Source organism: Methylobacterium sp. WL103 (assembly GCF_008039885.1).
Taxonomy (GTDB): domain Bacteria; phylum Pseudomonadota; class Alphaproteobacteria; order Rhizobiales; family Beijerinckiaceae; genus Methylobacterium; species Methylobacterium cerastii.
This window is the reverse complement of record NZ_VRUX01000090.1, coordinates 1-11,374: the sequence shown is the minus strand read 5'-3', so window position 1 is coordinate 11,374 and position 11,374 is coordinate 1. Positions and strand designations below refer to the sequence as shown.

The 11,374-nt window shown below is 69.7% G+C and carries 12 protein-coding genes; 3 read left to right on the top strand and 9 right to left on the bottom strand.

Annotation, left to right across the window (positions count from 1 at the left end; all coding sequences use genetic code 11):
* On the top strand, positions 1 to 1,465 hold a 1,465-nt coding region (locus FV222_RS08430), incomplete at its 5' end, for an undecaprenyl-phosphate glucose phosphotransferase (protein ID WP_147813811.1).
* A gap of 88 nt (positions 1,466 to 1,553) precedes the next feature.
* Here the strand turns inward: FV222_RS08430 and FV222_RS08425 are convergent.
* The 9 genes from FV222_RS08425 to FV222_RS08385 all read right to left on the bottom strand — a co-directional run bounded on the left by FV222_RS08425 (position 1,554) and on the right by FV222_RS08385 (position 10,418).
* Entirely contained in the window at positions 1,554 to 1,910 is a 357-nt protein-coding gene (locus FV222_RS08425; RefSeq protein ID WP_147754093.1) for a hypothetical protein, read from the bottom strand.
* 228 nt (positions 1,911 to 2,138) lie between these two features.
* Entirely contained in the window at positions 2,139 to 4,697 is a 2,559-nt protein-coding gene (locus FV222_RS08420; RefSeq protein WP_147813809.1) for a TonB-dependent receptor, read from the bottom strand.
* 291 nt (positions 4,698 to 4,988) lie between these two features.
* Positions 4,989 to 5,618, bottom strand: a complete 630-nt coding sequence (locus FV222_RS08415) for a hypothetical protein (protein ID WP_147753657.1) — start codon at positions 5,616 to 5,618, stop codon at positions 4,989 to 4,991.
* Positions 5,615 to 6,517: an ABC transporter permease gene (locus FV222_RS08410; RefSeq protein WP_238272076.1), complete on the bottom strand. Its 903-nt coding sequence runs from the start codon at positions 6,515 to 6,517 to the stop codon at positions 5,615 to 5,617. Before FV222_RS08410 ends, FV222_RS08415 begins: the two co-directional genes overlap by 4 nt.
* Positions 6,514 to 7,296, bottom strand: a complete 783-nt coding sequence (locus tag FV222_RS08405) for an ABC transporter ATP-binding protein (protein ID WP_147753656.1) — start codon at positions 7,294 to 7,296, stop codon at positions 6,514 to 6,516. Before FV222_RS08405 ends, FV222_RS08410 begins: the two co-directional genes overlap by 4 nt.
* On the bottom strand, positions 7,293 to 7,529 hold the full coding sequence (locus FV222_RS08400; RefSeq protein ID WP_147753658.1) for a hypothetical protein: 237 nt from the start codon (positions 7,527 to 7,529) through the stop codon (positions 7,293 to 7,295). The genes FV222_RS08405 and FV222_RS08400 overlap by 4 nt, the downstream gene beginning before the upstream one ends.
* Positions 7,530 to 7,543: 14 nt before the next feature.
* Positions 7,544 to 7,993, bottom strand: coding sequence for a hypothetical protein (locus tag FV222_RS08395; protein WP_147753655.1), 450 nt, complete (start codon positions 7,991 to 7,993; stop codon positions 7,544 to 7,546).
* Between the two features lie 49 nt (positions 7,994 to 8,042).
* Entirely contained in the window at positions 8,043 to 9,026 is a 984-nt protein-coding gene (locus FV222_RS08390; protein WP_147813807.1) for a YVTN family beta-propeller repeat protein, read from the bottom strand.
* Between the two features lie 153 nt (positions 9,027 to 9,179).
* Positions 9,180 to 10,418 (bottom strand): ABC transporter substrate-binding protein, encoded by a 1,239-nt coding sequence (locus FV222_RS08385; protein ID WP_147753653.1) that lies wholly within the window; start codon positions 10,416 to 10,418, stop codon positions 9,180 to 9,182.
* Between the two features lie 198 nt (positions 10,419 to 10,616).
* Between FV222_RS08385 and FV222_RS08380 the strand changes: the two genes are divergently transcribed.
* Positions 10,617 to 11,132, top strand: coding sequence for a DUF3280 domain-containing protein (locus FV222_RS08380; RefSeq protein ID WP_147813805.1), 516 nt, complete (start codon positions 10,617 to 10,619; stop codon positions 11,130 to 11,132).
* A gap of 50 nt (positions 11,133 to 11,182) precedes the next feature.
* Positions 11,183 to 11,374, top strand: a 192-nt coding sequence (locus FV222_RS08375) for a (5-formylfuran-3-yl)methyl phosphate synthase (RefSeq protein ID WP_281406877.1), incomplete at its 3' end; no start/stop codon positions are given.

The following is an 11,374-nucleotide window of genomic DNA, read 5'->3' as shown; positions in this document are numbered from 1 at the left end:
CGCGGAGCCGGTGCCGAAGATGGCGCCGCCCGCCGAGGCGGTCTCCCCCCTGCCGGCCCCGGCGATCTCCCCGGTGGTGATCGCCGGCCTGGTGCGGGCGGCGGAGTTCACCCTGATCGTCGGCCTCGGCGCGGGCCTGCACGTGGCGCTGCTGCGCGGGGTCGTCCCGTTCGGGCTGACCTATGCCGGCGCGGTCGTCGCGGTGGCGGCCCTCGCCCTCGCCGCATTCCAGGCCGCCGGCACCTACCGGATCGCGGCGTTCCGCGCCTTCTTCAAGACCGCCCTCAAGATCTCCGCGGGCTGGATGCTGGCCTTCCTCCTGGTCGCCACCGGCCTCGTGCTCGCCAAGGTCGCCGACCACTACTCCCGCCTGTGGCTGGCGGCGTACTTCGCCGGCGGCCTCGGGCTGCTCCTCACCGGCCGGTTCGTCCTGTCGGGCGTGATCGTGGCGCAGACCCGGAAGGGCCGGTTCGACCGGCGTACCGCCATCGTCGGCGGCGGCAAGGCCGCCGAGGAGCTCATCGCCGCCCTCGAGACGCAGAGCGAGAGCGGCATCCGCATCGTCGGCGTGTTCGACGACCGCAACGACGACCGCTCCACGGACGTGGTCGCCGGATACCCCAAGCTCGGCACCGTCACCGACCTCGTCGCCTACGCCCGCACCACGCGCCTCGACCTGATCGTGTTCACGATCCCGATCTCGGCGGAGGGGCGCATCCTGCAGATGCTCTCGAAGCTCTGGGTCCTGCCGATCGACATCCGCCTCTCGGCCCACGCGACCAAGCTGCGCCTGCGGCCGCGCAGCTATTCCTACCTCGGCTCGGTGCCGGTGCTCGACGTGTTCGACCGCCCGATCGCCGACTGGGACGTGGTGATGAAGACGGTGTTCGACCGCACGGTCGGCCTGACGATGCTCGTCGCCCTCGCTCCGGTGATGGTCGGCGTCGCGCTCGCGGTGAAGCTCACCTCGCGCGGCCCGGTGTTCTTCCGGCAGAAGCGGCATGGCTTCAACAACGAGTTGATCGACGTGTTCAAGTTCCGCTCGATGTACGTCGACGCGTGCGACGCCACCGCGGCGAAGATGGTGACCAAGGGCGACGCCCGCGTGACCCCGGTCGGGCGGTTCATCCGCAAGACTTCGCTGGACGAGCTGCCGCAGTTGTTCAACGTGATCAAGGGCGACCTCTCCCTGGTCGGCCCCCGCCCCCACGCGCTGCAGGCGAAGGCCGCCAACACGCTCTACGACCAGGTCGTCGACGGCTACTTCGCCCGCCACAAGGTCAAGCCCGGCATCACCGGCTGGGCCCAGGTCAACGGCTGGCGCGGCGAGACCGACACCAGCGAGAAGCTCCAGCGCCGGGTCGAGCACGACCTGTACTACATCGAGAACTGGTCCGTGCTGTTCGACTTGCAGATCCTCATGACCACGCCCTTCGCTTTGTTCAAGACCGAGAACGCGTACTGACCGCGCCCGGGCGGCGGCACCGTGAAACGCAGAAAGGGCGGCTCGCGAGAGCCGCCCTTTCGCTTTCGGACACGGATGCGCGGGCCGCCTACGGCAGCGCGCCGGCCTTCTCCTTGGCCTTCATGATGGTGTCGCGGCAGGCGTCGGCCTGGCCGGCCTTGTCCTCGCCGCGGGCCTTCTCGACGAGGTCGCGGGCTTCCTTGACGCCGGCGGCGGTGGGGGTCGCGGCCGGATCGCTCGGCTTGCCAGCGGGCGGGGTCGGAAGCGCCTTGGGGGAGTTCGACGAGGTCGGGCCGCCCGGCGGCTCCTTGCCGGTGACCTTCTCGGCGCCGGCGCTGTCGAGGCGGCGCTCGAGCGTCGCGATCTCCTCCGAGCAGGAGCTGGCGAAGGCGGGCGCCGCGGAGGCGAGGAGGAGGGCGGCCGAGAAGGCGTGGACCAGTCGCATGGAGTCTCCCTGAAGCATGGCGCGCGGGCCCGCGGCCCGCGTCGTTTCGGTTGCAGGGGGCAAGCGACGAAGCGCGGCCGTGTTCCGGTGGCGTGAGGCCGCAGGCCGGCCCCGGGCCGGCACGCCCCGAGACGCGAAAGGGGCGCCAAGACGCGAAAGGGGCGCCAAGACGCGAAAGGGGCGCGGACCCTGCGGCCCGCGCCCCTCCCCTCGCCTGTGCCCGCCCGATCAGTACTTGCGGATCAGCGGCTCCGGCATCGGCACCGGGTCGGCGCCGAAGGCGTAGCGGATGCCGCCGTAGATCGAGAGCGGCTGCGCCAGCGTCGTCGTGCGCGGGTCGTTGATGGTCAGGTTGCCGGCGACCGGGCCGCGCTCGGCGAAGGTGCCGAAGTTGGCGTAGCGGTTGTTGGTCAGGTTGGTGATCAGACCGAAAACCTGAAGGTTCGGCGTGACTTGGTACGTCGTGTTGAGGCCGAGCACGAGGTAGGCCGGCAGCTTCGGGTTCAGGTTCGACTCGTCGCCGCGATAGTAGGCGGAGGAGAAGGCCTGGAGGTTCATGCCGAAGCGCCAGCCCGGCAGGACGAGGTAGTCGAAGCCGACCTTGAACTGGTGGTTGGGGATCAGCGGCACCTGGTTGCCGCGGGTCACGTTGATGGCGCCGTCGTCGGCGAGCGGGTTGTTGGGCGAGGACAGGGTGCCGTTGAACTGGAAGGTGGCGTCGATCAGCGCGTAGTTGGCGTAGACCGAGAGGTCGCCGCGGGTGTACTCGCCCGCGACCTCGATGCCCTGGCGCTGGGTGGCCGGCACGTTGACGAAGTAGCCCCGCGCCGCGTTGCCGGGGGTCGCGAGCTGGATGATGTCGTTGGCGAGATCCGTGCGGAAGGCGCCGACCTTGTAGGTCACGAGGCCGCCGTCATAGAAATTCGGGATCTGGCCGCGGACGCCGACCTCGTAGGTCTGGCCGGTGACCTGCTTCAGGGGCGGGTCGGCGACCAGCGAGTTCGGCAGCAGGCACGGCCGGTCCGGGTTGGAGCAGGCGACTTCCAGCGGCGTCGGTGCGCGGTTCGACTCCGAGTAGCCGCCGTAGAGCGACAGGCCGGGGGTGAACCGGTAGGTCAGGCCCGCCAACGGGTTGATCTTGTTGTAGTAGTAGGTCCCGTTCACGTCCGGCGAGAAGCCGGTCTGGTCCTGAGTGGTCAGGCGGGCAAAGTTCAGGCGCGCGCCGGCAGTGAGCGAGAGCCTGTCGGTCAGATCGAACGTGTCGGTGGTGTAGAGGCCCATGTAGAGGTTCGAGCCGATGACGTTCGAGGGCGCGATGCCGAGCGCGGCGGCGGTACGCAGCTGCGTGGTGCCGAGCCCAGGGATGGTGCCGTAATACGGGTTGTTCGGATCGGTGACGACGCGAAGGTCCGGGTTGATCGCACCGAGTGTGCTCGACGACTTGAAGCTGAAGTCGGCGACATCGATGCTGCCGCCGACGACGAAGCTGTTGCCGAAGCCGAACACCTTGTCGCGGTTGGCCGCCTGCAGCGAGCCACCGTAGCCGGTGGCCTCGGTCTTGGTCACGTCCAGCGTGCCGTAGGGGACGCCCGCGGTGAACGGGATCCGCTGGTTGTTCGCGCCGAGGATCGTGAACTGGTTGCGGAAGGCGAGCTGCGACTGGCCCGCGGCCGGCGCGAAGCCGTCATCCTCGAAGCAGAGGAAACCGCGGTTGCTCGATTGGCGGCTGCAGTTCTCGAAGTTGCCGTCGTTGCCGTCGACGTAGGTGTTGCTGAAGCGGCGGAAGTAGGCGTTTCCGGCCAGGTCCCAGGTCGGCGAGATGTCGACGCGGCCGGTCAGCTGCATCGTGCCCATCTCGGTCGTCGTGGTCTGCGGGTAGGTGAAGATCGCCCGCGGGTCGACGTGGGTGAAGTCGACCGGGGTCGCGGCCGCCGCGCCGAAGAAGGTCCGCGCGAAGCCGCCGATCAGGTGGAACTCGGAATCGAGGGTGCGGTAGCCGAGGTCGGTGTAGAGGCGGCCGATCGTCGACGGGCTCTCGTAGCGCCAGCCGCGGTCGTTGAGGCCGTCGCCATTGAAGTAGAAGCTCCAGGGGCCAATGACCTTGCCGTATTCCAGGCCGCCGGCGATGCGGCCGTCCGAGCCGCCGAGCGCGGTGACCTCGGTGCCCTGCCAGGTGAAGCCGTTCTTCATCTGGATGTTGACCGCGCCGCCGAGGGCATTGAGGCCGAACACCGGGTTGCCGGTGACGATGTCGATGCGCTGGATCGCCGTCGGCGGGATCAGGTCGAACTGGACGGTGTCGCCGAAGGCTTCGTTGATGCGCACGCCGTTCTGGTAGACGGCGAGCCCCTGCGGCACGCCCTGCACGGGGGAGGCCTGGAAGCCGCGGTAGTTCACGTCGGTGCGGTTCGAGTTGCCCTGCGAGTCCGACAGGTTGAGGCCGGGCGTGCGCCGCGCCAGCGTCGCCACCGCGTTGAAGGTGCCGCGATCGATGTCGAGGTCGGCGGCCGTGACGGTCTCCACCGTGCTCGGGATCTTGTAGAGAGGCTGCTCGCCGCCGCGCAGGCGCGGCGATCCGGCGGACGAGACAGGCGCCGCGCTCGGCGACACGACCGGGGTCGCGCCGAGCGGCGGGGCGGCCCGCGTGGAGCCCGAGCCCGAGCCGCCGACCGGCGTCGTCGAAACGACGCTGATCTCCGACAGCGTCACCGAACTCTGTGCGTAGGCCGCACCCGGCAGCAACGCCACCGAGGCGATCAGGCTTCCACGAAGCGCCCGCATTGTCATTCCCCAACCCCGAACCGACGAGCGGCGCGCCCCCTCTGCGGCGGGCTTACCCAGCACTGCTCGCCTTGCACTGCTTGAGCTGCACTCATGCAAGGCGCGTCGGGATCGGACAATCGCGGGACGACCGTGATCCGGCGGAAATCGCCGCTCACGGCGCCGTTACACGCCGAAACGGACGACCCGTGGTTCGCGTGCAACAGATTTTCTATGTCTCATCAAAGACTTAGGGAGTTTTCGGCAATGCTGCCCGGGAGGAATCGGCAACCCGGTTCCGGGTCGCCGGCTCTGGCTTCAAAGCCGGGCCTGGATCTTCTTGGCGATCTCGCCGAGTCGCTGCTCGAGGAGCTGCGGCACCTCGCAGACGTAGGTCAGCGACTGGCTGCGCTCCTGGAAGATCCGCCGGTCCCAGGCGAACTTGGTCTCGATCTCGGATTGCTCCTTCGAGACCTCGCGGGCGTCGGCCGCGCTCGGGCCGTCCTTGGTCTGGCTGATGGTGTCGGCCTCGTCGCGGATGCGCTCGGCCATGCGGCGCTGCCCCTGCGCGTAGCGCGCGATACCGCCCATCACCTTGTCGCGCTCGCCGTTCACCACCTCGAACACCCCGGCGTAGACGTGGGCGAGGCCCTTGGCCTTGTCGGCCGCCGGCACCTTGGCGACGTAGGCGTCGAGCAGCGGGTCGACCTCGTTGAGCTCGGTGCGGCGGGAGGCGAGCTTCTGGGCCAGCACCGCCGCGTCGTCGTCGTCGCCCCAGGCGCCGGCTCCGGCGATGTCCGGCCCGGTCCAGAACTGGCCGGGGCTCAGCGTCGCGACCTTGCGCTGGACGCAGGGCCAGTCGGGATCGGTCTTGGGTTGGGCCAGCACGGGGCCGGCGAGGCAGGCGAGGGCGACAACCGCCGCAGGGAGGATGCGAAAAACGATCATGACGGGTCTCCGGCCGGGCCGCCACGCCGGGCCATGATGCCGCGGCCGGGATCGTAGGCGACGACGGCGAGGGTGAAGAAGGCGAAGGTCACGCCGAGCACGACCGCGCAGGAGACCGGCTCGAACTGCCCGTAGAGGGCGAAGCGCACGAGCTGGACGGCGTGGGTGAAGGGGTTGCACTCGCAGATCCAGTACAGGGTCTCCGAGGATTCGCGGATGCGCCACAGCGGGTAGAGCGCCGAGGAGGCGAAGAACATCGGGAAGATCACGAAGTTCATCACGCTGGCGAAGTTCTCGAGCTGCTTGACCATCGACGACAGCAGCAGGCCAATCGACCCGAGCATCAGCCCGGCGGCGATGAAGGCCGGCAGCGCCGCGAGGTAGCCGACCGCCGGGATGTCGAGGTCCCAGAACCAGGCGATGGCCAGGAAGGCGTAGGCCTGCACCACCGAGACGGTGACGCCGGCGATCAGCTTGGCGAGGAGCAGCAGCCAGCGCGGATACGGGCTCGTGAGCAGCACCTTCATCGAGCCGACCTCGCGGTCGTAGACCATCGAGAGCGAGGATTGCATGCCGTTGAACAGCTGGATCATCACCGCCAGCCCCGGCACCACGTAGACCTCGTAGAGGACGTAAGTCTGGTAGGGCGGCTCGATCGAGACGCCGAGCGTGTTGCGGAAGCCCGCCGCGAAGATGAACAGCCAGACCAGCGGCCGCACCAGCGCCGAGAAGAACCGCTCCTTCTGGTTGAAGAAGCGCAGCAGCTCGCGCCGGACGATGCCGCCGAGGCAGATCAGGTAGCCGACCGCGTCGAGCCGCCCGAGATGGGCGGTCTCTCGCGGCGCGACCGGGCTCGTGGGAGAGGCGATCGTCGCAGACGTGCCGACTGGCGTGCTCATGCGGCCTCCCTGGCCGGCTTGGCCGGCTCGGACACGAGCCGGCGGAACGCCTCCTCGAGGGATTCGTCGGCCCGGCCGATGGTGCCGGCCTTTCCCCGCGCGACGATGCGGCCCTTGTGCAGCACCACGGCGTCGTCCTCGGGCGCGATCTCCTCGAAGATGTGGGTCGCCCACAGCACCGAGAGCCCTTCCTCGCGCACGAGGGCGCGGACGATCGCGACGATGTCGGCGCGCGATTCGAGGTCGAGGCCGACGGTGGGCTCGTCGAGCAGGAGCAGGCTCGGATGGTGGACGAGGGAGCGCGCGATCTCGATGCGGCGCGATTGCCCGCCCGACAGCGTGCGCACCTTGTCGGCGCGCCGGTCCGTCAGCCCGACCCGGTCGAGCAGCCCCGCGATCCGGGCCTTGGCGGCCTTGCGCGGGATGCCGTGCAGGGCCGCGTGATAGAGCAGGTTCTGCTCGACGGTGAGGTCGGTGTCCAAGGTCCGCGCCTGGAACACCACGCCGAGGCGGGCGAGCGCCCGCGACGGCTCGCGGTCGAGGGCGTGGCCGAAGATCGCGACCCGGCCGTCGCGGTTGTTGTAGAGCCGGGTGATCAGCGAGAACAACGTGGTCTTGCCGGCGCCGTTCGGCCCGAGCAGCGCCATGAAGCGCCCGCGCTCCACGGTGATCGACACGTCCGACAGCGCCCGGCGCGCGCCGAAGCTGTGGCTGACGGAGGCCACCTCGAGCGCCGGAACCTCGCCTGTGGCGCCCGCGCCCACTGCGCCCGCGCTCATCGCGCGAGCGTCCGCTTGGCGTCGCCGACGGCGTCGAGGCACTCGTCGAACTCGCCCTCCCCCTGCTCGCGCTCGGCCACGCGCAGGGCCTTGCGCAGCTTCGGCAGCGCCGCCTCGGGCGGGCCCTTGGCCAGCGCGTCCTTGATCAGGGCGATGCCGTCGGCGCAGGCGGCCTTGTCGTCGGCGAGGGCGGGGCTGGTCAGTAGGAGGCCGGCGAGGACAAGCGCGCGCATCATGTCACGGTGTGTCATTTCACGGTGATCGTGCCGGCCACGCCCTTCGCTTCGAGGCCGCGGGCTTCCCAGGTGTACTTGCCCGGCTTGATCGCCACGAACTCGATCGCGATCTCGCCCGGGTCGTCGAACTCGAAGTGGTCCGGCGGGCCGCCGCCGTGGATCTCCTTGTGCTCGATCACGATCTGGTTCCACCAGATGTAGCGGAAGAACTCGGTCGCGTAGAACTTGTATTCCTGGTGGCCCTTGGCGACGATCCGCAGCCGGTAGGCCTTGCCGGATTCGAGCTCGATGTCCTTGTTCTCGACGACGAAGTCGTTGCCCTCGTCGTTGCCGAGGACGAGGTCGGGCAGGTTCTCGCGCTTCTTGGTGAGGTCGAGCGCGAGCGCCGGACCGGCCGCGAGGATCGCGGCCAGCCCCAAAATCGCCGATCCCGAAACCGCCCGTCGAAGTCGTCGTGTCATCCGGTTCCCCCCGCGCTGCCGTCGACGGCAATCCTGCGTGCGAAAAAGGTCAGTTCGGCGAGATCGCCACGCCCCAGGGCAGCAGGCCGACCGGGATGCTCTTCACCACCTTCTCCGCCGCCACGTCGATCACCGAGACGTCGTTGGAGGTCCCGTTGGTGGAGAACAGCATCGCCTGGTCCGGGGTGAAGGCGAGCTGCCAGACGCGCTGGCCGACCGGCAGGTACTTCTGCACGTCGTAGGTCTTGGCATCGATCACCGCGACGCGGTTGGCCGGCCCGAGCGCGACGAAGGCCTTGGTCCCGTCCTTGGTGATGCGGATGCCCACCGGCTGGATCGCCTCGTCGTTCACGCTCGGGATCTTGAAGGTGATCTTCTTCACCACGCGGCGCGCGGCCACGTCGATCACGCTCACGGTGCCGCCGACCTCGGCCGAGACCCAGAGGAACTTGCCGTCGGCGGTGAACTCGGCGAAGCGCGGGCGCGCGTCGACGAGCACGTTGTCGATCACCTGGAAGGTCTTGGTGTCGATGAAGTGGGCCATGTTGGTGGTCTCGGAGGTGTTGACCAGCACCTTTCCGTCCGGCGACAGGCCCATCCCCTCCGGCTCGACGCCGACGGGGATCTCGGCCAGCACCTTGTTCTTCTCGATGTCGATGATCGTGACCTGGCTGTCGTCCTCGTTGGCGACGTAGAGCGGGTTGCCGCTGCGATCGAGGATGAACTGCTCGGGGTCGGGGCCGGAACGGAGCGAGCGCACCACCTTGCCGGTGGCGGCGTCGAGCACGTCGATGCGGTCGTCGTCGCTGGCGCAGACGAAGACCTCCTTGCCGTCCCGGCTGACGGTGATGCCGCGCGGGCGGCGCCCGACCTTCCAGGTCCCGGTCACCGCCATCGTCGCGGTGTCGATCACGCTGACCGAGTTGCCCTTCTCGTTGGAGACGTAGACCGTGTAGGCCTCGGCCGGCGCCGAGCCCAGAAGCGTCGCGCCGAGCGCGGCGAGCCCCAACCCTGCTTTCACGCAGCGGTCCATTCGCGATCCTCCCCCTCGTGTCTCGCAGGCTTGGCGCTCTGACGGCGCCGAAACCCTATTGCCCGACAGTGTAGTGCGTTTCGCCCGCGTGGCGAGGGCGGCGGAACGGCGCGTTCCCCCTGCCCTCAAGCGCGGTCACGGGAACTTGCGTGGTCACGGGAACTTGCAGGTCGTCTCGGGCAGGTCGGTCCCGAGGGTGTCGAGCGGCGTGCGCTGGTGCAGGAAGCCCTGCTCGGGCGCCACCGAGACCAGCGCCTTGGGCTGCACCACGATCAGCGGCTGGCGCAGCTGGTGGTCCCAGGGGCGGAAGCTGAGCGACACGCCCTTGTAGGCGGGCAGGCCGAAGGCCGGGTCGACGAGGGAGGCGGCGAGCACCGACGGGTCGGCGCTCTTCTTGGCCGTCCCGGCGTCGCCGACGACGCGGACCGCGGCCCAGACCTGGTAGTCCAGCGGCCGCATCAGCCGGCCCGACAGGCGGCGGAAGCGGTTTTGCGCCTGGGCGGCGCCCCAGGTCTCCAGCACCGGCGACCAGGTGGTGGCGATAAGCCCCTGCGTGCCGCCGACGGGCCGCGGGTCGACGGTGCGATAGGGGACGTAGTCGCCCCAGTCCGCCTCCTCGTCGGCCACGATCGCCATGTCGTAGTCGAGCCCGCGGGTGAAGACCATCGCCTCGGCGCGGGTCGGCGTGTCGCCCCGCGCCTTGGCCAGCGGCCCGAAGGTCCAGGGCTTCTCCGCCGTGACCTTGAGGGCGAACTTCCTCGCCGAGTTGCGCATCGCGTCGGCGTAGAGCTTGTCCGCGTCGGTCGGGCCGACGATCAGGAACACCTTCCGCCAGCGCATGACGGTGAGGTACTGCGCCAGCGCATCGGTCTGCATCGCCCGGCTCGGGGCGATGTGGAACACGTTCCTGCGGCAGTCGGCGCCGCGCAGGCGGTCGTCGGGCGCCGCGGCGTTCAGGACGACAGCTCCCTTGCCGTCGGCCTTGGCCGCCTCCGAGACGGCGAGCACCTCGTCGGCCGGCAGCGCCAGGACGAGGAAGCGGATACCCTTGCCGAGCAGCGCCTTGGCCGCGTCGACCGCGGAGGGACCGCCCTCGGTGAGCGCGATCTCGTCCAGCGCGTAGCTCTGCTTGGTGAAGCGGCCGGTGGTGTTGTTGTCGGCAATCGCCATCTTCGCGCCGGCCAGCCCCTCGTCCTCGGGGGCGGCCTCGGCATCGTAGGAGGACGGCGCGGGCTGCGGCCGGTAGATCAGGCCGACATGGGTGGCGGCCGCCTCCGCGGGCGCGGCCGGGGCGGCGGCGGGTTCCTGCGCCATCGCCGGGCCGGCGAGACCGAGGGCGACGAGCATCGCGGCGCCGAGGGAAGGTGCAGGATCGTGCAGGATGGCGAGCATGGGGGCGAGCCGTAACAGCATTCCGGGGGCGGACTCAAACGCTAAGCGCATGTCGGTCCAAACGTTCAGCGCGCACCGATCATTGCAAAAACAACCCGCCGCGCGACCTTATGCCGGGAAGCGGCCGGCGTTGCGGTCGTCCCCGATGCCTCCGACCGGAGTTCCGTCATGATCCCACGCGGCAAAATCGTTCGCGGTATGATGCTTCGCGCGGCGGTGCCCCTCGCGCTCGCCGCCGCCTGCCATCCGGGCGCGGCGGCGGCCGACCCGATGAAGGCGGCGATCTTCCCCGTCGAGCTGTTCGATCCGGGCGTCGTCGGCGGGCGCAAGGCCCGGCCGGACGAGGTGCGCAAGCTCGCCCTCGTCACCGAGGAGCTGCGCAGCGCGCTCAAGGACAAGGGCGGCCTGGAGCCCGTCGACACCGCGCCGCAGGCGGCCGAGGTGAACAAGCAGGGGCCGCTCCACAAGTGCGACGGCTGCGCCGCCCCGATCGCCAAGGCCCTGGGTGCGGATCTCGCCGTGACCGGTTATGTGGAGAAGGGATCGGGCCAGATCTTCAACCTCAACGTCGCGATCGCCGACGCCGCCACAGGCAAGGTGGTGCGCGGCGGGCAGGTGGTGATCCGGGCCGACACCGACGACACCTGGACGCATGCCATGCGCTGGATCGTCAAGAACCGCCTTCTCGCCGAGCCCCTGCCCGGCAAATCGTGATGTCGTCCGGCGTCCGCGCCGCCTCCGAGCCGTTCCCGTTCAGGTCGCCCGTGTCCGAGTCCGCCATTTCCGTCTCGACCCATCCCCTGCCCCGCCTCCTTGTCAGCGTCCGCGACGCCGCCGAGGCCGAGGTCGCGATCCGTGCCGGCGCCGACCTGATCGACGCCAAGGACCCGGAGAACGGGGCGCTCGGCGCCCTGCCCGCGGAGATCGTCCGCGCCGTCGTCGCGCACACCGCCGGC